The sequence below is a fragment of the Bacillus benzoevorans genome (genome assembly GCF_014207535.1).
In the GTDB taxonomy this organism is placed as follows: domain Bacteria; phylum Bacillota; class Bacilli; order Bacillales; family Cytobacillaceae; genus Bacillus_BD; species Bacillus_BD benzoevorans.
The window spans coordinates 332520-353716 of record NZ_JACHGK010000002.1; the positions used below are offsets into that span (position 1 = coordinate 332520).

A 21197-nucleotide genomic window follows, 5' to 3' on the forward strand; every position below is an offset into this window, starting at 1 on the left:
GATGCCAATCGCGGCATCCTCTTCACTAATACTAAAAGTTACAATTTTGGGAGTACCTTTCTGGCACCAAGAATCAGCCATGTGCATAACACAAACGGCATCGTCAATGCCGGCAGTCCAAAAGGTAAAAGCCAGGTTGAGATACTCGCAGTAATCGGAACCGTTAAGCAAGCAGCGATAATCCCACGGAAAAGTCTATTACGCTCGTTTTCTTTAAAAACAACGGAAACAGCAATAATGGTTAAAATGGCGTTATAACCGTAAAGCCCCAAAAAAATCAAATGATGCTCTCCCCCAAGTACATATGCTGTTAAGAGAGCGGCAACGTTACCTATGATCGCATAAAACCCAAATCTCCATCCTGCCCAGAATACAGCAACAACTAGTAAAATCCCTGATAGGGTATGATCGAGAAAGAAAATTTGCCCGATTCCATTTACGGCTCCATCAAGCCAATGCTCTTCCCCTCTTATGTCGAGTTTCCAATTAGCTAGACTTTGCGGTACAAGATCAGGGCTAAGTTTAAAGGTATTTAAACGATACGTTGTCAAGAGCAAAAACCATGTAAGAGCGATAAAGGGAAATGTGAGGATGGGGATACCTGATTGGCGCATAAAGTACATCATGGCTGCAGTAAATAGGGCCGCGGCTGCGGCGCCAACCAAAGCAATAATCCATCGATTATCGCCCCTTAAAAATAAAAAAAGCGCCATGCCTGTTAATACAGAATTATACCCATACAACCCTTGACTGACACTCTCTTCTTGCGCGCCGCCAATTCTACCTATTAACGTCCCAATAATCGTCGATACAAATGCAATAATCCCTAAAGAATAGGATGCAACGGTAATTGCAGCCAGCATAATAAGTCCGGAAACAGCATTGTCAATTAACATGACCTGAGAAATTCCTTTTAGCGAAGAAGCGATAAACCCGCTTCCAGAGTTCTTATCCATAAAGCTATTAATGAAAATCACTCCTTTATTCGGGACGCAGGAACAGGACCATTATCCCAATTGATGCAGTGGGACGCGGTACCTGTCCCCTTCCCTTCATAAAATTCCCTTGTACGGCAAAAGTATGCGAAAGGCAATGAAAGGTAGATGTTTTATTCAGTTAGGTGAATACTCACGTTTGCGATGGTCTTTTCCTTATCGCTGCGATCATCCGCAGGAATAATGGAATTCCTACCGCGTTGATAGGTAACATGTAGTATATCCAATATGTATTCATAAAGCTAAAGGTGTACGCGTTACTTGGATAAAATTGGGCTAAGACGAAGAACAAGATGGCAGCAATCCAAATCATTCTCCTCCAGTCCTTCAGCTTGAACAGTTGAGCAGTGCCGTAACAGGCCAGAAAGAAATAGACGGATAGCTTGATAAAAACACTAAGAATCCAGACTAAGATCGCAATAATCTCTAAGTTTTGGATGAAATCCAAGACGGAGATATAGCTGGCGATGTCAAAAGTAGGTTGGCGAAGGATTCCAGATATTTCTTGACCAAAAACCAACAGGACACAAAACGCAATAATGCTCACGATAATCGCAGCAAATATCATTCCTAAACAAGCGCTTTTTAGTGCATTTTCAGGCTTATCCATAAAGGAAACGAGCATTAGCATAATCACGGATTCACCATAAAAGGATAGGGGAGTTAAGGTCCCTTTCCAAATAGAATGAACTCCAGTATCGGTAAAAACGGGAAGTAGATTGAGGATTTGAAAATCCTTTACAGATAATATGATTAACATAATGACAGAAAAGATAATGATGGGGCCAAAAACTTCGGCGCACCGTCCAATCCCTTCAATTCCCCCAATAAAATTGAGATAGATGAGCAATAATAGCATAGATAAAAACAGGGTCCAGGATGGGGTTTTCGGGAGCAGCAAGGTGATGGTTAAGTCGGCAAATTGCCTTAATATATTGCCCAAAACTGAATACCATTGAACAAGATAGTTTAGGATCACAACGGTTCCAAGCAGCCTGCCTAAAATGATTTGACTATATTGTACTAATGTATGTTTGGGATAAAGAAGGGCCGTCTTAGTGGCACCATATACGATCAGAGTCCCTAATATATCTGCAATGAAATAGGAAATCCAGACATCTTGGTTGGCTTCCTTTATGGCTGGTCCAATGGTTAATAAAATCGTATTTCCTGTTTCAAATGTGAACATTAACCAAAATATTTGCAGTCCAGAAAGTTTCATTTCTTACTCCCACTTTCTTTGTATAATAAGCCCGGCCCTTCCATTCCAATTCGATTAATTTTAATGTCAGCTTTGACTGTAATGGTTGTATTCGGAAAAGCTTGATCCCATTGATCTTTTAATGATTTCCACCTAACAGGGTGATTCCGGTGAATAACCTCACCAAAGCCGAAAATATCCATGCCATATTCTTTTTGCACTTTTTCTATGGTCTTTTGAACCTGCTTCTGGACCTCTTTTTCGAATCTTTTTTCCAGCCTATTTATATTTTTAGTCTGCGTCATATCTAAACTAGAATTGTTTTCCTGAAGCGTCCCTGTGCCCTTCAAGTTAACAGTAAAACTGACTTGATTATATGGATCGAACTTTGGTTTAATGTCACATGAAATCTTTGTCAAATTTATACTAGCATTCCTCCCTTTTTTAGAAATACTGAGCGTCATCTTTTTAAGAATTCCCCTTACCCAAAGTAAATGCTTGTCTTCTTCCTCACTTAGATAGCCAAGCATGTTAAGATTTGAATCAAACACACTCACACCGGCTAACTGAGCAATTTTTTTGTTAGCTGACTTTTCTTTTCCATCAGATCCCTCTTCAATAGAATGGCTTATTTCTATAACGGGAATGGTCGGCTGGATTCCCTTCTTGGTAGCAGCCATTAGGAAATCTAAATAGGCAGTATCCCCCCTGCCGCCGCTTTGCTTATGTTCTTTCAATACGGCAACAGCAGGAGATTTTTCCAATGGGCTGAATACGGTGAGTAATGCTTTTGCTTTATCGCCCTTTACAACAAAAATGTCAGTTCGAAGGCTGATATCCGGATTTCGTTGATAAGTATCAAGCTCATTTTTCAACCCCCGTTTAGCAAACTCTTCCCCCAAAAAAATGACTCGTCGATGTCCAAAATATTCTTCCCTCGAAAGTTTTGCTTGTATTTTATTTAGTGCATCTACGACATTTTTCCCTTTGGCGGAAACGGCATAGAAACCCTCTTCAGTTGTCCCGCCGCTGCCACTTTGAGTTGAGAGGTTAGCCGGGATGACGATTTGGCCGCTGATTTCGACACCGCCCTTTTCCGTAGCATCCCACCCCGTTGCTAACCATATGGCCCGATCATTCAATTCTTTCCGATCCCAGCAACCGGATAAAAAGAGTAAGCTGATACATAGAACGAAATGGATCATACCTCTTTTTTTCAAGGCTTATTTCCCCTAACTTTTGGTTTTGGCTTTTGATTTGAAGCGATTCGCGGTTTCATTCGCCCAAAAGTAAATAATGGACCAAATCGATTAGCCCATCTTGGCGCTCTCATTAATACATCCTTTAAATCCGCTGGAATTTGCGGAGCGACAGGAGTAAAATAGGGAACCCCAAAGGAGCGCAAGTTTACAAGGTGAATGGTTAAGGCAATAAAACCTATGGCAACACCGTATAGACCAAATATTCCTGCCAAAATCAACATAGGAAACCTGATTATTCTTATGGCGGTACCGAGATTGTATCTTGGGATTGAGAATGAGGCAATGCCAGTTGCTGCGACAACGATGACCATTGGTGCCGAAACAATCCCAGCTTGTACCGCTGCTTGGCCTATGACAAGTGCACCTACAATACTAACGGCAGAACCAATCGCTTTCGGCAAGCGAATTCCAGCCTCTCTCAGCCCCTCAAACACAAACTCCATAATCAGCGCCTCGATGATGGTCGGAAAGGGAGTACCTTCCCGTGCTGCCGCGACACTAATAAGAAGGGTCGTCGGCAAAAGTTTCGGATGATAGGTCGTTAAAGCCACATATAATGACGGTAAAAAGATGGCGGTATTATACATAATGTAACGGAGAAATCGAATAAAAGAAGAATAAATAAATCTTTCATAATAATCCTCCACCGCCTGCATCCCATTCCAAAAGGTCATTGGCACAATAAGGGCAAATGGGGTATTGTCGACTAGTATCGCCACTTTCCCTTCTAGGAGATTTGCGGTCACAATATCTGGTCTTTCTGTATTTTGAATTTGCGGGAATGGTGTAAATGGTTCATCCTCAATCAATTCTTCGATATACTCTGATTCTAGAATCCCATCAATTTCAATTCGTTTCAGTCTGTCCCGAACTTCTTGTAACAGTGAGTCGGAAGCAAGTCCTTCTATGTAAGCAATGACGACATCTGTCTGCGAGAGTTCTCCAATTGTCAGAGCTTCCAGTTTTAATCGTGTACTGCGGATTCTTTTTCTTAAAAGAACCGTATTGGTTCGTAATGTTTCGGTAAATCCGTCTTTAGGACCACGAATGGCGACCTCTGTAGAAGGTTCCTCAATACTCCTATGTTCCGCTGCTTTCATATCTGCGACCAATGCTTTTGCTTCGTCTTCAACTAGAACACAGAGTTCACCTTTTAAAAGGGAGTCGACGATTGTTTTAAATTCGGAAATCGTTTTCACCGGAGTGTTAGCAAAAAGCTGCTGTTCAACTAGTTCTCCCATTGTTACAGACTTGTCCAAACCATCCGGCAGCCCATTAAACATCATTGGCTTTAAAAATATCATGTCAACTGTCTTCGTATCCGTCAACCCGTCTATATAGAATAAAATGATCTTTGCCTCACCGTTTATATAGATGGGACGAGTGTTAAAATCTGAACAGTTGATAAACAGCTCTTTTAATGTTTGTTCATTGGTAGCAAGGTCCGCACTCAACTGTTGGGCCTGATTACCAGATACCTGTGCAGCATTTATTTTCATATTTGACCTAAACATTTGTTTTCGGAACTTGAACATAATCAGATCACTTCCTTATAACCTGCAGATCCATTATTTCCAATATTAGGAGCGTTCATTCCGAAACAAGGGGACGGTTCTTATGTTCCCCTAATTTTTTCCAGCTGCTGTATTAGTGGGACGCAGGGACAGTCCATTGTCCCGATTTATTTTTGGTGGCGGGACGTGGTACCTGTCCCCTGCTAAAATTCCATGTTTGTCTATTTCTTATTGTACTTATTTAACATATTTTATTTTATATTCAAAAAGCTGTTTTTAATTGGAGGAAATTATGTATAATCAAATTAATATTTTCAACCTATACGTAAACGGCATGACACAAAATGCAAACATAAATATAGGAAGAACGTTACAAAATAGCCATACTGCAAACGTAAAATTATTTGGTGCTAATTTTTCAGCGGGGGATTTTTCTCCTAGTAACTCCCTGATCTCATCGGTGACTCAAGATTCGGATATAAGTGATCAAGGTCAAATCGAAAATCCTTCTTCTCCAAACAATAGCCAATGAGGATGCATCTATTTAATACTTCACCAAGCATGAAAAAAAGGCAAGAGATGGCTCTCTTGCCTTTTTTGAGCTAATTTTTTAACGACGTTACAGCGCCAGTAGGAATGGCATTTTTACTGCCTAAATAGCCCCTTTAAGGTTAATCTTTACATGACAATCAGATAGAACACCGTTACCATTAAATTGTTCATGAGATGAGCCATAATAGAGGCCTCAATTCGTTTTGTTATATAGTAAACCAAGCCAAAGAAAAATCCCATCACGACATAAGATAATATATTAAATGGATTAAAGTTTGCTGTTAAACTTTCGATAGTAAAATGAGATAGGCCAAAAAGAATCGAACTGATCACTAATCCTGTTTTGGCATAATGTTTAAAAATATGTCCCATGATCAGCTTTCGATAGAAAAATTCTTCCACAACGGGTGCGATCAAAACAGTAGCAACAAATATCAATATAGGAAAACTTAAGCCTAGTTCATTGATTGTCTCTTGATTATCACTGCTAGATGCATAAGAAAATTGTTCTCCAATGATGGAAATAATCCCATTGACCAGCACGATGAATATGGTCGTAAGCACTCCAATCCCGATATCTTTTACTTTAAACTGGCTCCATCTAAATGGGACTTCTTTCATCATTTTTTTGTATAGATAAGCTAAGATAGCAAAGATTGCTATAGGTGTTATCGTCACTAGAATGGCGATAAATGATTGGGCATCCCCCATTTGTGTTGTTGGATTAAACCATTTATAAAGGAATGCAGCACCAGCAGGCATCATAATGTTTAATAAACTGTACGCTAATAACAGCCCCGTCGCAATTAACCATTCATTATTAACGTTTGCTTGGGAAGCATTTATTTTTTCGTCCGTTTCGATTTGAAGTTTCGATTCCATTCCTTTCTCCTAACTAAGAATTTTTTATTCTATTTAACTATTATTAGTTTAGCACCATCATATTTCTCCCAAAACCCCCTCTTTTCTATTCATTTCAATTGAAGGAACTAACACCTTTCTATTTTTCACATCATACAAGCCTTTTTCTGTCAAACGAATGAATGGTAAATGCGTTCCCGGGAGGAATAATAAAGTGAATGCAGGATCTTTATATTGATAGCCTCTTTCTTTTAGCAACCCTATCATTTTTTTCTCTTCCTTAATCAATGCGTCCATCTCCAGATCAGACATGATACCGCTTAAAGGCAAAGGAATTTCATGAATAATCTGATTGTTTTCTGCCAAAACCATCCCTCCTCCGATGGCTTTCATGCGCTCGAATGCTATTTTCATATCTTTTTTACTTTTTCCGATGATGATGATGTTTCCAGCACCACAATAGGAACTGGCAAAGCCCCCTAAATTCTGGGCAAACCCTTTCAGCAGTGTATTAACTCTCCAAGAACCGTCTCTGCCCACCAGCATCAGGAAACATTCACCATGGTCAAGGGATAATTCATCACGGCCTATGTCAATCTCACTCTCATAGGGGTTGGTTATGACATTATTTTTTAAGAAAATGCCTTTTGTTGTTGAAAATATCAAATCCTCTTCTTGTAACGTCCATTTTAAATCAAGCGGTGATAGTTGATATTTTCTCCAATCGAAGGACGCTGAATTATCGTGTGCTTGATTGTTTCTTTTCATCCATTTCCCTTTTGCTAATACACTTATCGGTGTTGGGTTTTCTTTTCCTTCTAAAATATTTATATTGGCAATTCTCCCTGTCGCAATGGAGCCATGCAGGTGTTCTAAATTATAGTAACGTGCAACATTATAGCTTGCCATCAGATAGGCATCTATTAATGGAATCCCATGATCAATGGCTTTTTTGATCAGTTCATCTGTCATACCGTTTTCATAAAAAGAAGGATGTGAGCCATCGGTGGTAAAGAAAAACCGCTCAAACTGCTGTACACCTAACTGTATTAGTTCACTTAACAGCCTATCTAAATCCGGGCGAATTGATGATTGTCTAAGGGATACCGCATAGCCCTGCATGATCCGTGTCAGCGCTTCTTGACCCGTCATCGCTTCATGATCGCAATCAACGCCCATTAGGGTGAATTTTGCTAAAGTCCGTTCAGAAGCACCGGGAAAATGCCCTTCTACCTTCTTATGTAATCTCTTTGTCTCTTGCAGCCAAGTTAACATTTCGTTATCACCATTGATTAATTTCGGCCACTCTGTCAGCTCGCCGCCTTGCAACACAGATGGATGCTGGATCCAGGGCAGGATCCTTTCATCATTAAATAATGCATGTTGATCCAACAACATCGTATTTCCATCAAACCGGCACCACCAGTACATACTCGTTGGAATGCTATGAAAATCATTTAATAACTTAAAAGATGATTGATTGGTGAGCTGAAGGAAAAAGGTTAAATTATCGTTAATTAATGTCGTCGTCCCGAATTGCCCTGCATGTTTTGCTAATGTAAGAGGGTTATATAACTGACTTGGATGGGCATGCGGTTCAATATATCCGGGAACTAAATATTGTCCTTCACAATCAATTACCTCACATCCATCTATGTGTTCGGGAAGCTTCTCTCCTACATAAACAATTCGATCTTCATATATCCAAATATTCGCTGCTAGCCATTGGTGCAAATACGTATTTAAATAGGTCGCATTTTTGAGAATCATATGAGGAAGTATGACTTCATCAAGTACCTCTATTTGTTTTCTAATTTGATTATTTCCCCACCTATAAACTCTATTATCCATTTGCCACCTCAGAACCATTTTTTTAATATTCTAATTTTTCATTTCGTAACAATAATATTAACCTATACAAAAGAACTCTGTACAGAGTCTGTTCCTGGAATCGCTATCGAAAAAAACTTAGACCATTCTTTATTTTTTTCCTTCCTTTCAATTCTCATCCTAGCCCTCTCCGCTGCTGTTTCATTTAATCTTTTTTCCTCCTCTGTTTCAGGGATCACATTAGGAACCCTTGCCGGGCGTTTATTTTCATCTAATCCGACAAAGGTTAGAAAGGCAGTCGCCGCTAATTTTCGCTTTCCACTTTTCAAGTCTTCCGCGATAATCTTCACGAATATTTCCATTGACGAGGAACCCGCCCAAGTAACATATGATTCATAACAGACTGTATCTGACGTTCGAATTGGTGATAAAAAATCAATCGAATCCGTTGAGGCGGTGACACAATTTGTGCGGCAATGACGTAATGCAGAAATGGATGCAACTTCATCAATATCCCTCATCAGCCGCCCCCCGAATAATGTTTGATGACTATTGACATCATTTTGAAAGACACGGTTTGTTTGAATTACTCTTGATTCCCTACAATACTTTGCATTCATATTTTTTCTCCTCCTCATCACGAAAACTCTATTTTGCTATTTAATAATATGTATATGCAATTTTTATACCAAGTTTTTTTCCATAAAACATGGGTTCTTACCCCTTTACTTTCGCAGATGTGTTAATACTCGCAGAGTTGAGAAACATAATTGCAAAATGAGCGAAATTTGTTTAATAAAAAAAGACAAGTTTATTTTTCGCAGAATTTTCAGAAAAATAAACTTGTCTCTTAAAATTATTCCACCTATTATTTTATGAATTAAATCGGCCGCGTTGACGTAATAATTCACGATTTAATTTTGGATCTTTTTCAAATGCAGCACGTCCGTGCACCCAAAAAATATTATTAATGACAACTAGATCTCCTACAGGAAGCTCAAATTCTAGTAGACTTTTATCGTTTTCCATGGAGTTGGAAAGTTCATATAAATAGTTAGCCTGTTCAATGTTTTCAGGATAGACAAATTGATCAATAAAACACATTCCCGGCTTATTATAATAATTAAAGAATGTCGTTCTCTCAATTTCCTGGCTTACATTTTTACTGCCCGGTGCTTTATAAAGGAATTTATGATTGGCTAATGGATGATGAATATATTTGTCCTGTTCTTTCCAGTCATCAAGATGCAATAATCTTGATTCACCGCCGCGTGCGTTTTGTTCTACCATTTTCATCATTAACAGCCAGTCTGTCGGCTCGTCGACAAACGTTCCATCCGTATGGAGGGTAAATAAACGATAGGCCTGACGTAAATAAGAATCACTATTGTCTGTATCTTTCACCGTAAAACGTGCATAATATTTCCCTGACATCGCATCATAGTTGGGGCTGCCAATCAAATGAGAAATCGCCGTGGAGAAAATGACATATTCATCGGTATCTTCCGTTACTCCCTCCAGACCCAGCGTAAAGCCCCCTGTCCCTCGATCATGAAGAATATCGCGAAGCAGCCCGCCAAACTCTTCTCCTACCTGATCTAATATGCATGAAGCTGTTAAGAAGCGCGCATATGGTGTGTATTCCAAATGCTGCACGGAAAAATCTTTCTGACTTATTGTATCAAGAAATTTGGCAATGCTCTCTTTTGACAATTCAATATGATATAAACGGTTTGTTTGCGGATGCACAGTTACTTGATAATGTGGTGTTACCCTTTCAAATTTTGCTTTCTGCTTTTCTGCAATCCCCATCATCCATTCCTCCCATTTTTATTAAATGACGGTGCTGATTTTATTTGTTACACTTGTCCCAACTGGAATACGTCTAACCACTTCTTTCCCTATTTCAATCGATGCTGTTGCTGCCGGGGACGGTGCATTGCATACATGAATGGAGCGTTTTCCCATAATAATGTGGAAATCGTCTACCATATTTCCGTCAACCTTTAATGCTTGCGCCCGAACTCCTGCGGGAGCCGGAATTAAATCATCTTCCTGAATTTCCGGAATTAATGCCTGCAGGCTTTTTGTAAACTGCTTTTTGCTAAAGGAACGAACATATTCATCCAGCCCTTCCTTGGCAAATTTACCAGCCATTTTCCATAATCCAGGATAGCTTAATGATTCCATTAAATCTCTCAAACTAACATCTGTCTTTTTATACCCCTCGCGTTTAAAAGCCATGACTGCATTCGGACCTGCATCCACTTCACCACTTATCATCCGGGTAAAATGAACACCTAAGAAAGGAAATTTAGGATTTGGTACAGGATAGATAAGATGTTTCACGAGATGCCTTTTTTCAGGTTTTAATTTAAAATATTCACCGCGAAACGGGACAATTTTCATATCGGTATGATAACCCGCTGCGGATGCCACACGATCGCTGTGCAATCCGGCACAGTTAATGATCATTTTGGCTTTGGTCGTACCACGACTCGTTTCAATCGTAACTTGATCTAACTCTTCATTTATATCTTCGACTTTTGTATTTAACTGAATCTCTCCGCCATTTGCGATAATAATGTCAGCAAACTTCTCACTCACTTGACGGTAATTCACAATTCCAGCCATCGGTACGCGAATGGCCCCAAGACTATTTACATGCGGTTCAATTTCCTTTAATTCATCCCGTCCAATCCGCTGGATCGTTAATCCATTATCCAATCCGCGATGATATAGGTTTTCCAGATGAGGGATTTCCTCCTCTTTTGTTGCCACAATGACTTTTCCGCAAATTTCATGCTGGATTTCGTAGGTTTGGCAAAATTCTCTCATCGATTGGCTTCCCTGTTTGGCAAATCGGGCCTTAAAGCTGCCTGGTTTATAGTAGATTCCTGAATGTATGACTCCGCTATTATGACCCGTTTGATGATTAGCAACCGATGATTCCTTTTCAATGATAACGACCTTTGCATGCGGGAACCTTTGATAAATAGCCATTCCCGTTGAAAGACCGACAATCCCTCCCCCAATGATGGCAAAATCGTACATAAGCCTATCCCTCCAGTCTTTTATAGATGCGGCCAAATGCCACCTGAAACAGGTATGATATGTCCAGTGATATAGGAGGCATCATCGCTTGCTAAAAATAGTGCCGCGTTAGCAATATCAACTGGATTTCCTAACCTGCCTAATAATGTCTTGCTACGATATTCTTCAAGTGTTTCGCTGTCCATTCTGTCGACAATTGAGGTTTGAATTAACCCAGGGGCGAGTGCATTGACATTAATCATAGGACTTAGTTCTTTTGCGGCTGTTTTCGTAAAGGAGGAGACTCCCGCCTTCGCAGCCCCATAATCGGCATACCCTTTCTCCCCTTCAAAATGAATCGTAGAAATATTGACAATTTTTCCATAACCATGCTCAAGCATGATTGGTGCCACTAATTTCGTACAATAAAACGTTCCTTTTAAATTGAGTTCCATCGTTTGATCCCAGCGCTCTCCCTCAATTTCAAAAAGAGATTTAATCATCGTCGTATCTCGTATACCTCCAACCACATTGACTAAGATATCGATTCTGGTGAACTTTTTCTTTGCTTCCTCCACTACTTCTTCCACTTCATCCAATTCAAGGACACTTGCTCTTATGGCTAAAATCTGATCAGTATCAAGATACTCAAGCAATTTTTCTTTCGTTCTATTTAATCGCTTCTCAGAAATATCAGTGATGACTAATTTGGCACCCTCTTCAGCGAAACGTAAAGCAATCGCTTCCCCCATCGGACCGCCTGCACCCGTTACGAAGGCAATTTTATCTTTCAAGCGCAAAGGAATCTCCCCTAGTTTCATAGTTTAATCGAATTTCTTTATTGATATTTTCGATGTAATTGCGCGGCAATAATATTCTTTTGAATTTCAGATGTTCCTTCATAAATTCTCGTAATTCGGGCATCACGGTAATAACGTTCAATTGGATATTCAGAAATATAACCCATGCCTCCATGAATTTGCACGGCTTTATCTGCGACACGATTGTAGGTTTCCGAACCAAGAAGCTTGACCATGGCTGCTTCTTTAATGACGCTCTTCCCTTGGTCAACAAGATTGGCAACATGATAGGTAAAGGCACGCAGCGCTTCAATCTCTGTTGCCATTTCAGCTAAATAGTGTTGAATAATTTGTTGTTCAAAAATCGGCTTGCCGAACTGAATGCGCATATGGGCATAATCAAGAGACATGTCTAATAATTTATCAGCGGAACCTAGGTTTCTAGCCGCCATTGCGGCACGTCCGTTTGCTAAGATTTTCAACGCATTTACATAACCTTGTCCCTCTTCACCCAGCATATTCTCAACCGGAACTTCACAATCTTCAAAGAAAATTTCCCATGTGTGTGAACCATGCAGCCCCATTTTCTTCTCTTTACTTCCTAACTTAAATCCTGGGAAGTCCTTTTCCACAATAAAGGATGTAATTCCTTTAGGTCCTTTAGATGGATTGGTTACAGCCATTACGGTAAACACATGCGCAAGTCCGGCGTTCGTGATGTAGCATTTTGATCCGTTTAAAATGTATTTGTCACCTTTTCTTACTGCTGTTGTTTTTAAATTGAACGCATGGGAACCTGCACTTGGCTCTGTTAAAGCAAAGGCACCAATCCATTCTCCGCTTGCCATTTTCGGTAAGTATTTTTGCTTTTGTGCTTCATTCGCCAATTCCACAATTCCGACGCTGCCGATGCCGGTATGACCGCCAATCACTGTGGTATAGCCATTAATCGTTCGGCCTACCTCTTCTAATACGGCACATTTTCCGAGCATACCGATGCCTAAGCCGCCGTATTCTTCCGGAATGCTTAGGGCAAATAAGCCCATTTCCTTCGATTTTTCTAAAATATCTTGTGGAATTTCGTCTGTTTCTTCGATTAACATCGCATGAGGCTCTATTTCATTCTCAATAAAGTCACGAATTCCTTGTTTTAAGTGTTGAATATCCTTTGTTAGAACTTCTACCATTTTATTCACGTCCCTTTCATTAATAAATGTTAGTAAAGAAATATAAGTATTCTTCCTGTTTTACGATTAATAAGTATAGAAACCTTGACCTGATTTTCTTCCTAATCTTCCTGCTTTTACATATTTCACTAGTAATGGCGATGGACGGAATTTTTCGCCTAGTGACTGGTATAGATATTCCATGTTGCGAAGACGACTGTCTAACCCGACTAGATCAGCCATTTCCAGTGGACCCATTGGATGATTTAAGCCAAGTTTAATTGCTTTATCAATGTCCTCAGCCGATGCTACCCCTTCCATCAGCATATTCATCGCTTCATTTCCAATAATACAGTTCATCCGGCTTGTAACAAATCCTGGGAATTCATTGACTTCAACCGTTTCCTTGCCCATCTTTTCCGATACCTGGCGAACTGCTTCTACTGTTTCATCTGAAGTATCGAGACCGCGAATGATCTCAATTAATTTCATCCGGTGAACCGGATTGAAGAAGTGCATTGCGACAAATCGCGCTGGGTTTTTCGTTGCCGCACCGATTTCCGTCGGACTCATCGTTGAAGTGTTTGTTGCCAAAATCGCATGTTCTGGAGCAAATTCCTCAACCTTTTTAAAGGTTTCAATTTTTAATTCCATAATTTCAAGGATCGCTTCAATCACTAAATCAGCGCTTGCCACGGCTTCTTGCAAATCGGTTGTATAAATTATATTTTGCTGCACAAGGTCACGCTGTTCATTTGTGATATAGCCTTTTTCAGCACTTTGTACAGAAAGTGAGACGTTTCCATCTTTTGCTCTATCAAGTGCTTCCGCCGATATATCCTGAAGAGTGACGGCAAAGCCTGATAATGCAGCCGTATAAGCAATTCCGCGCCCCATTGTTCCGCTGCCAATGACAGCAATCTTTTTTACTGACATGTCATTTCCCCCTATTTACCTCAAGCAATTTTCAAAAACAGTTGTAATTCCTTGTCCGCCGCCAATACACAAGGTCACTAATCCATATTTAACGCCCCTAAGTTCCATTTCATGCAGCAGTTTTGTCGTAAGAATTGATCCAGTTGCACCTAATGGATGGCCTAGGGCTATGGCTCCCCCATTGACATTGACTTTATCTAAATCAAGATTTAGTTCGCGAATAACGGCAATCGATTGTGCCGCAAAAGCTTCATTCAGCTCAATTAGGCCAATGTCCTCTATTGTTAAACCTGCTCTCTTTAATGCAAGCTTGGTTGCTGAAACCGGTCCTATTCCCATAATTTTAGGAGATACACCTGACACAGCCTGTGAAACGATTCTCACTTTTGGCTTTACGCCATATTTTTCGACTGCTTCTCCGGACATCAGGACCACTGCCGATGCTCCATCATTACGTCCACTGCTATTTCCAGCCGTAACCGTTCCATTTTCTTTAAAAACTGGTTTTAAATCTCCTAGTTTTTCTAAGGTTGATAGACGCGGATGTTCATCAACAGCAAAGGTTTTCACACTCTTACGCTCACGAATTTCATATGGAAGAATTTCTTTTTCAAACTTGCCTGAAGTTATCGCTTGATGGGCAAGTTCCTGACTTCTTTGGGCAAACTCATCCTGCTCGATTCGGGAAATCTTATAGATTTCAGCTAAATTTTCGGCTGTCATTCCCATCGTTAGATTTCCATATTCCTCAATCGGCTGTGATCTTACTTGACTTTCTGTATTAGAATCCACTAGCACGGTATTCCCTGTTCCAACGCCATGACGGGCATTGCGGATATAAAATGGTGCTAAACTCATCGATTCAACACCGCCAGCAACAATCACATCACCCAACCCGCTTATAATTTGTTGGGCACCATTGTTGATTGCCTGAAGCGCTGAACCACATTGTCTTTGTACTGTATACCCCGGAATGTCGACAGAAAGACCTGCCCGAAGCAAAGCGGACCGGGCAATATTTGGGGCATCTGAAGATTGTTTTGTCTGTCCAAGAATGACTTCATCCACTGCATTTTTGTCTATGTCTGCTCTTCTCACTACTTCTTCAATCACTTTAGCAGCAAGAAAATCAGGTTGGACCTCCTTCAGTGCCCCGCCCATTTTCCCTATTGCTGTGCGGACTGATTCCACTACAAATACTGGTTTCATAAGTTCCTCCTATGGAAATGAATAGATTTAGGGAGCCATTGGCTCCGTTCCATCTATTACAATAATGGTGAAAAATTTTTATCTGAATATTTGGAATTTGTCATCTACCAATCTGCTTTACTGCTCATCATACTTTTTAGTTTTTAGCAGCTACTAAATTACCAGTAGAGCGGTATTCTTTACCGATGATGTCCTTCGCAATGACCATCATATTGGCCTGTGCCGTTCCATCTCCAATTTCCAAGCCAATGACATCACGCAAACGCTGCTCATGCGGCATTTCTTTTGTATAACCATAATGACCATTAAACAGAAGACATTCGTGAATGGCTTCCGCACCATATTTAGGTCCTAACCATTTTACAGAGGCCGATTCTTTTGAATGCTTTAATCCTTGGTCACGAAGCCATAGACCGCGATACGCCTGCCATTTCACAAACTCTAACTGCGTATAGTGAGTAACCAGTGGGAACGATACCCCTTGGTAGGTTGCCAGCGGCTGTCCAAAAGAAGTACGAACCTTCACATGTTCAATTGTTTCGTCTATGCTTTGCGAAGCGGCTCCAACACATTGCAGACCAATTAAGAGACGGCTAAGGTCAAACCCATTCATTACTTGTGAGAAGCCTTTGTTTTCAAGACCGATTAAGTTTTCTGCCGGCACCTCTGCATCTGTTAAATAAACCGAGCCGCGTCCAACCGCAATATTCCCCATATCTTCATAGCCTTTACAATCAACACCTGGAAGATCAGCTGGAACAATAAAGGCGCTAATTCCACGATTTCCTAGTTCAGGGTTTGTTTTTGCAAAAACAAGGAAGGCATCTCCTACGGTTGCCACACTGATTCCGGATTTTTCTCCGTTCAGTACGTAGACATTCCCTTTACGGACGGCTGTTGTTTTAATTCCGCCTGCATCTGTTCCTGCATCAGGCTCTGTAATCGCAATCCCAACGATTTTATCTCCGCTCGCAATTTTCGGAAGCCATTCCTGCTTCAATGCCTCCGGTGCATGCTTTGTAATAATTTCGCCGATTAAAGCATTTAACATAACAGCATAAGTAAGGTTAAAATCCCCTCGGCCAATTTCTTCTGCAGCAATCCCTGTCGTTACACAATCAGCACCGCTGCCGCCATACTCAGCAGGAATGCGAAGTCCATTAACCCCCAGCTGACCTAACTTCTTCCATAAATGTTTTGGTGTGATTCCTTCTCTATCCCACTTTGTATAATTTGGCAATAGTTCCTCTTTAGCAAAATCCTTTAGCATTTTACGAAAAAATTCTTGTTCCTCAGTGAATGAAAAATTTAACATTTATAATTCCTCCTTTTGATTTTTGTAAAATGAAGTTTCTTAATTGTTTAATATGCAAGTTCCGTGCCAACAAGTATCACTGAAAAATTGGCACCTCTAGTTTAAAAGTCTCGCAAAACTGAGAATTTTTCGCAGAATCGAGAATCATTTATGCAAGATTGCGAATTTTCTATTAATTAGAGCGCCTTCTCTACAATTTCCACGATATCAAAGTTTCCAATTGTCCCTTCAAATTCTTTCGCCTTTACACCATCACTAATCATCGTTAAACAATATGGACATCCAGTTCCTATCATCGTTGGTTTTGCTTCAAGAAGCTGCTCTGTTCTTGCCACGTTCACTCTTGTTCCGGCTGTCTCCTCCGTCCACATCATCCCGCCCCCGGCACCGCAGCACATCGCATTTTGCCTGTTACGTTCCGCTTCAACTAGTTTAACCCCCGGAATCGCTTTTAAAATTTCACGAGGCGGATCGTAGACTGTATTGTAGCGCCCTAAATAACAAGAGTCATGATACGTAATAACCTCATTTAATTCTTTTGTAAATGTAATTCTTCCTTCTTTGATCCATTGCGCCAATAATTCCGTATGGTGATAAACTTCTGCCTCAAGACCGAATTCCGGATATTCATTTTTAAACGAGTTATAAGCATGTGGATCAATTGTGACAATTTTCTTCACATGATGCTTTTGGAATGTTTCAATATTGCCGGCAGCTAATTCTTGAAATAAAAACTCATTTCCGATCCGCCGCGGTGTATCACCGGAATTTTTCTCCTTATTACCGAGAATAGCAAATGTAATCCCTGCTACATTCATCACCCGTGCCAATGACTGAGCAATCTTTTGACTGCGGTTATCATAGGAGCCCATGGAACCCACAAAGAATAAATATTCAAATTCTCCCCCTGATTTTTCCACTTCTTTCACTGTTGGAACTTGGATGTCTTCCCTGCCCTCACGCCAATTTTCGCGTTCTTTGCGGTTAAGACCCCATGGATTGCCTTGGCGCTCAATATTGGTGATCGCACGCTGCGCATCAGAATTCATTTTTCCCTCTGTCAGTACGAGGTAGCGGCGTAAATCGATAATTTTATCGACATGCTCATTCATAACCGGACATTGGTCTTCACAGTTGCGGCAGGTTGTACATGCCCAAATTTCTTCCTCTGTGATGACATCGCCAATTAAACGGATGTTCTCAACTGCTGCAGCAGACTCTCTTATCCCTTCCCCCATTAGAGCCAATTGGTTCGCTTTTGTGTTTTTAAAAGCAAAAGCCGGTGCCCATGGCTGTCTGGATGTGATGGCTGCTCCTTTGTCTGTCAAATGATCTCTCATCTTCACGATGAGTTCCATCGGTGATAACATTTTCCCCGTACCTGCAGCCGGGCACATATTAGTGCAGCGGCCGCATTCGGCGCATGCATAGAGATCGATTAACTGATTCTGAGCAAAATCCTCAATCTTCCCGACACCAAACACTTCAGCAGCTTCATCCTCAAAGTCAATCTTCTTTAACTTTCCAACAGGGCCTTGCTTTTTGAAAAAGATATTGACCATCGCAAATAGCTCATGAAATTGCTTTGATTGGGGCACAAACACTAAGAATGTAAATACGGTTAACATATGAACCCACCAAAATACGTAAAACAGCACGGTTCCAGCTGTTGTTCCAATACCGGAGAACAGCAAGGCAACAGCACCCGAGAATGGAGCATAGACTAGATTGGGCTCAGCCCCGAGCATAATCGCTTCAAATCCTAATGTAACCAGGATGGACGTAGTTAAAGTCGTTAAGGCAATATAGACAAAAGCAGCCTTGCCGTCCCGCTTCCATTGCAGCCGCTGCAGTTTTTCCCCATAACGGCGGTAAAATGCGTAAACAATCGCTAACAGCATAAGAAATGTGGCCCATTCCTGCAGAAGGCTAAAATATTTATGCGCCTCACCAAAAGGAAATTCATAGCCTTTACTAAATCCTTTCATAATCAGTTCGATGAGTCCTGCTTGAATGATAAAAAAAGTATAAAATAAGATAAGATGCATCAAACCGCTTTTCTTGTCTTTGAATAATTTTCTTTGACCGAACCCATTGATCAAGATAAGATTGATTCGCTCTTTTAGATTTGGTTCAAATTCGGCATTTTTCCCTAGCTTGATAAACAAATACCGGGTATAGAGAAGATTAGTAAACAAATAGACAGCATATCCAGCCACAACTAGAAAAGCAAGTAAATTCAGTAAAGAAAACATCCTTTTCATCTCCCTTCAATGACAAACTATTTTAGCAGATTGGAGGTTCCTGCTCATTTTCACTGAACTTGCTAAAGCTTCATAACAACCGCTTCCCCATCTACCACCGTTTCCTCACGCTGATTGATTACCTGCGTTTTTAGCTTAATGATTTTTTTATCATCTCTTTTTTCCATTACTTCAACTTTTGCTTTGATCGTATCTCCAATTTTTACTGGAGCAAGAAACTTAAAGTTTTGCGACATATAAATGCTATTAGGTCCAGGCAGCTTCATTCCAATCACAGTCGAAATAATACTGCCTGATAAAATGCCATGGGCAATTCTATCTTTAAAAAACGTCTTCTTCGCATACTCTGAATCAAGGTGTATCGGATTACAATCACCAGTCAGCCTGGCAAATTGAACAATATCATAATCAGTCATCGTTTTAGTAAAAGAATCTGTATCGCCTATATGAATATCTTCGTACATGAGTTCCTTTTTCCTAAGTTTCAGTTCCATTCTATCAGCACCCCTTTCATAAGAACGCAGTATATTATTTAATTTCCTAAAAACGACGGCTGTCTCTTTTCAAGAAAAGCTTTCGTTCCTTCTACCTTATCTTCTGTTGTATAAAGGAAGGCTTGTGCTAAGCTTTCAATCAATAAACTCGTATCCATATCAACCTCAAAGCCGCGGTTGATAACGAGCTTAGCCATTTGCACAGCAAGAGGTCCTTTAGCTATGATTTTTTCGGCCTTTTCAATTGCCGCATTCATTAATTCCTCTAGCGGAACGACATCCGTTACTAAGCCGATCGACTTTGCCTCAATAGCAGAGATAAATTCTCCCGTTAAAATCATATTCATCGCACGCCCCTTCCCGATGATACGGGTTAAGCGCTGCGTACCACCGGCACCAGGAATAACCGATAAGTTCAACTCAGGCAATCCGAATTTTGCATTTTCAGAGGCGATGCGAATATCACAGCTCATCGCAAGCTCGCTTCCACCACCAAGAGCAAATCCATTAATCGCGGCAATCGTTGCCTTTTTACTATTTTCAATGTGGCGATACACATCACTCATACTTCCAGCTTTAAAGGCCTCAGTCGCTTTTCTCGTGGTTAGCTGGTTAATATCTGCCCCCGCCGCAAATGCTTTTTCACCCACCCCAGTAAAAACAATTACGCCAATTTCCGGATCCTTCTCTAACCCATCAAAAGCAGCTAAAATTTCTGTTACCGTTTCATTATTCAAAGCATTTCTTACCTCAGGACGATTGATTTTAATCACGCCAATTTGATTGACCTTTTCAACAAGCAGATTTTCATAAAGCATTATGTACTCCTCCTCGTATCGATAATAAAAGCAAAACATTAACTAAATACGTCACTCAAACCAAAAACAGGGAAAATCATCGCCGACCATCAGAGGGGAGCCAAGCTCCCCGCACAATCCGATCACCACTAACCAAAAATTTAAAATATTACAAATATTAAAATTACACCATCGCCAAGCCGCCATTGACTGAAATCGTTTGCCCTGTCACATAATCCGCCTCTTCCGACGCTAAGAATGCCACCCCATTGGCGATATCACTAGGCTGTGCCAAACGTCTAAACGGAATCGCCTTTTCCAGTGCTGTTGCAATTCCTTCATTATAAGAACCGATTTCTTCGAAAAGAGGGGTATTGCTTGGTCCAGGTGAAACACAATTCACATTGATCTTATGCCTTGCCATTTCCCGCGCCATCGTTTTCGTGAACGCAATGACTCCCCCTTTTGCTGCTGAGTAGACTGCTTCTCCGCTTGAGCCCACTCTTCCAGAATCAGAGGCAATATTGATCACCTTGCCATAACCATTTTCAATCATGACAGGCAAAATTTCTTTACAAGTGTGAATTTGACCCATTAAGTTAATATCCATAATCAGCTTCCATGTACTTGGTTCACTTTTCAAAAATGGTTCAACCTTATCCCATCCTGCATTATTCACGAGTACATCAATTTTTCCGAAATGGGCTACAGAAGCACCCACTGCCTCCTTCACACTTTCCAGTCTTGTTACGTCGCAATAAACGGCTGCTGCCTTTCCTCCTTCTTTTTCCACAAGCGAAACCGTTTCATTGGCATTATCAATATTGACATCGGTTACAATAATGTCCATTCCTCTAGATGCCAATGTTCTAGCAATCTCCCTTCCGATTCCACGTCCTGCTCCCGTAATAAAGGCTACTCGTTTTGTCATTTTTCTTTCCCTCCAATATCTTTGTTAAATGGTTAAA

At 40.6% G+C, this 21197-nt stretch carries 19 protein-coding genes; 1 reads left to right on the top strand and 18 read right to left on the bottom strand.

The genetic code is table 11. The features are described 5' to 3' along the window. Positions 1-38: 38 nt before the first annotated feature. The 4 genes from HNR53_RS04950 to HNR53_RS04965 all read right to left on the bottom strand — a co-directional run bounded on the left by HNR53_RS04950 (position 39) and on the right by HNR53_RS04965 (position 4993). The gene (locus HNR53_RS04950; RefSeq protein WP_184523723.1) at positions 39-956 is read right to left on the bottom strand and encodes an urea transporter; all 918 of its coding nucleotides are present in this window, start codon (positions 954-956) and stop codon (positions 39-41) included. 172 nt (positions 957-1128) lie between these two features. Then, entirely contained in the window at positions 1129-2217 is a 1089-nt protein-coding gene (locus tag HNR53_RS04955; RefSeq protein WP_184523432.1) for a GerAB/ArcD/ProY family transporter, read from the bottom strand. Beyond that, positions 2214-3416: a Ger(x)C family spore germination protein gene (locus tag HNR53_RS04960; RefSeq protein WP_184523434.1), complete on the bottom strand. Its 1203-nt coding sequence runs from the start codon at positions 3414-3416 to the stop codon at positions 2214-2216. The genes HNR53_RS04955 and HNR53_RS04960 overlap by 4 nt, the downstream gene beginning before the upstream one ends. Next, positions 3413-4993: a spore germination protein gene (locus tag HNR53_RS04965; protein ID WP_184523436.1), complete on the bottom strand. Its 1581-nt coding sequence runs from the start codon at positions 4991-4993 to the stop codon at positions 3413-3415. Before HNR53_RS04965 ends, HNR53_RS04960 begins: the two co-directional genes overlap by 4 nt. A gap of 271 nt (positions 4994-5264) precedes the next feature. Between HNR53_RS04965 and HNR53_RS04970 the strand changes: the two genes are divergently transcribed. After that, entirely contained in the window at positions 5265-5504 is a 240-nt protein-coding gene (locus HNR53_RS04970) for a spore germination protein (RefSeq protein ID WP_184523438.1), read from the top strand. A gap of 146 nt (positions 5505-5650) precedes the next feature. On the opposite strand, the gene HNR53_RS04975 is transcribed toward HNR53_RS04970, so the two are convergent. From HNR53_RS04975 to HNR53_RS05040, 14 genes are all read right to left on the bottom strand, one after another. After that, entirely contained in the window at positions 5651-6406 is a 756-nt protein-coding gene (locus HNR53_RS04975) for a CPBP family intramembrane glutamic endopeptidase (RefSeq protein ID WP_184523440.1), read from the bottom strand. A gap of 57 nt (positions 6407-6463) precedes the next feature. Further along, on the bottom strand, positions 6464-8236 hold the full coding sequence (locus HNR53_RS04980; protein ID WP_184523443.1) for an adenine deaminase C-terminal domain-containing protein: 1773 nt from the start codon (positions 8234-8236) through the stop codon (positions 6464-6466). Positions 8237-8298: 62 nt separating this feature from the next. Then, complete coding sequence (locus tag HNR53_RS04985) at positions 8299-8835, bottom strand: acyl-CoA thioesterase (RefSeq protein WP_184523445.1); 537 nt, start codon at positions 8833-8835, stop codon at positions 8299-8301. A gap of 253 nt (positions 8836-9088) precedes the next feature. Beyond that, complete coding sequence (glaH, locus tag HNR53_RS04990) at positions 9089-10030, bottom strand: glutarate dioxygenase GlaH (RefSeq protein ID WP_425488696.1); 942 nt, start codon at positions 10028-10030, stop codon at positions 9089-9091. 18 nt (positions 10031-10048) lie between these two features. Continuing rightward, complete coding sequence (gene lhgO, locus HNR53_RS04995) at positions 10049-11269, bottom strand: L-2-hydroxyglutarate oxidase (protein ID WP_184523447.1); 1221 nt, start codon at positions 11267-11269, stop codon at positions 10049-10051. A 20-nt stretch (positions 11270-11289) separates the two neighbouring features. Then, on the bottom strand, positions 11290-12042 hold the full coding sequence (locus HNR53_RS05000; protein WP_184523449.1) for an SDR family NAD(P)-dependent oxidoreductase: 753 nt from the start codon (positions 12040-12042) through the stop codon (positions 11290-11292). Between the two features lie 44 nt (positions 12043-12086). After that, a complete protein-coding gene (locus HNR53_RS05005) occupies positions 12087-13235 on the bottom strand; it encodes an acyl-CoA dehydrogenase family protein (RefSeq protein WP_184523451.1) in 1149 nt (382 codons plus the stop codon). Between the two features lie 66 nt (positions 13236-13301). Then, complete coding sequence (locus HNR53_RS05010; RefSeq protein ID WP_184523453.1) at positions 13302-14150, bottom strand: 3-hydroxyacyl-CoA dehydrogenase family protein; 849 nt, start codon at positions 14148-14150, stop codon at positions 13302-13304. Between the two features lie 15 nt (positions 14151-14165). Then, the gene (locus HNR53_RS05015) at positions 14166-15359 is read right to left on the bottom strand and encodes a thiolase family protein (protein ID WP_184523455.1); all 1194 of its coding nucleotides are present in this window, start codon (positions 15357-15359) and stop codon (positions 14166-14168) included. 136 nt (positions 15360-15495) lie between these two features. After that, positions 15496-16674: an acyl-CoA dehydrogenase family protein gene (locus tag HNR53_RS05020; protein ID WP_184523457.1), complete on the bottom strand. Its 1179-nt coding sequence runs from the start codon at positions 16672-16674 to the stop codon at positions 15496-15498. A gap of 176 nt (positions 16675-16850) precedes the next feature. Further along, the gene (locus HNR53_RS05025; RefSeq protein WP_184523459.1) at positions 16851-18929 is read right to left on the bottom strand and encodes a (Fe-S)-binding protein; all 2079 of its coding nucleotides are present in this window, start codon (positions 18927-18929) and stop codon (positions 16851-16853) included. 71 nt (positions 18930-19000) lie between these two features. Further along, a complete protein-coding gene (locus HNR53_RS05030) occupies positions 19001-19432 on the bottom strand; it encodes a MaoC family dehydratase (RefSeq protein ID WP_184523462.1) in 432 nt (143 codons plus the stop codon). Between the two features lie 38 nt (positions 19433-19470). Further along, entirely contained in the window at positions 19471-20250 is a 780-nt protein-coding gene (locus HNR53_RS05035; protein ID WP_184523464.1) for an enoyl-CoA hydratase/isomerase family protein, read from the bottom strand. 163 nt (positions 20251-20413) lie between these two features. Continuing rightward, positions 20414-21160, bottom strand: a complete 747-nt coding sequence (locus HNR53_RS05040) for an SDR family NAD(P)-dependent oxidoreductase (protein WP_184523466.1) — start codon at positions 21158-21160, stop codon at positions 20414-20416. Between the last annotated feature and the right edge of the window lie 37 nt (positions 21161-21197).

Bases quoted from the DNA above. Each gene is read 5' to 3' on its own strand.
- HNR53_RS05010 (WP_184523453.1), bottom strand. From the start codon at position 14,150: ATGTCAGTAAAAAAGATTGCTGTCATTGGCAGCGGAACAATGGGGCGC.
- HNR53_RS05005 (WP_184523451.1), bottom strand. From the start codon at position 13,235: ATGGTAGAAGTTCTAACAAAGGATATTCAACACTTAAAACAAGGAATT.
- HNR53_RS04975 (WP_184523440.1), bottom strand. From the start codon at position 6,406: ATGGAATCGAAACTTCAAATCGAAACGGACGAAAAAATAAATGCTTCC.
- HNR53_RS04970 (WP_184523438.1), top strand. From the start codon at position 5,265: ATGTATAATCAAATTAATATTTTCAACCTATACGTAAACGGCATGACA.
- HNR53_RS05035 (WP_184523464.1), bottom strand. From the start codon at position 20,250: ATGCTTTATGAAAATCTGCTTGTTGAAAAGGTCAATCAAATTGGCGTG.
- HNR53_RS04980 (WP_184523443.1), bottom strand. From the start codon at position 8,236: ATGGATAATAGAGTTTATAGGTGGGGAAATAATCAAATTAGAAAACAA.
- glaH (WP_425488696.1), bottom strand. From the start codon at position 10,030: ATGATGGGGATTGCAGAAAAGCAGAAAGCAAAATTTGAAAGGGTAACA.
- HNR53_RS04950 (WP_184523723.1), bottom strand. From the start codon at position 956: ATGGATAAGAACTCTGGAAGCGGGTTTATCGCTTCTTCGCTAAAAGGA.
- HNR53_RS05015 (WP_184523455.1), bottom strand. From the start codon at position 15,359: ATGAAACCAGTATTTGTAGTGGAATCAGTCCGCACAGCAATAGGGAAA.
- HNR53_RS05030 (WP_184523462.1), bottom strand. From the start codon at position 19,432: ATGGAACTGAAACTTAGGAAAAAGGAACTCATGTACGAAGATATTCAT.
- HNR53_RS05025 (WP_184523459.1), bottom strand. From the start codon at position 18,929: ATGTTTTCTTTACTGAATTTACTTGCTTTTCTAGTTGTGGCTGGATAT.
- lhgO (WP_184523447.1), bottom strand. From the start codon at position 11,269: ATGTACGATTTTGCCATCATTGGGGGAGGGATTGTCGGTCTTTCAACG.
- HNR53_RS05020 (WP_184523457.1), bottom strand. From the start codon at position 16,674: ATGTTAAATTTTTCATTCACTGAGGAACAAGAATTTTTTCGTAAAATG.
- HNR53_RS04955 (WP_184523432.1), bottom strand. From the start codon at position 2,217: ATGAAACTTTCTGGACTGCAAATATTTTGGTTAATGTTCACATTTGAA.
- HNR53_RS04965 (WP_184523436.1), bottom strand. From the start codon at position 4,993: ATGTTCAAGTTCCGAAAACAAATGTTTAGGTCAAATATGAAAATAAAT.
- HNR53_RS05040 (WP_184523466.1), bottom strand. From the start codon at position 21,160: ATGACAAAACGAGTAGCCTTTATTACGGGAGCAGGACGTGGAATCGGA.
- HNR53_RS04985 (WP_184523445.1), bottom strand. From the start codon at position 8,835: ATGAATGCAAAGTATTGTAGGGAATCAAGAGTAATTCAAACAAACCGT.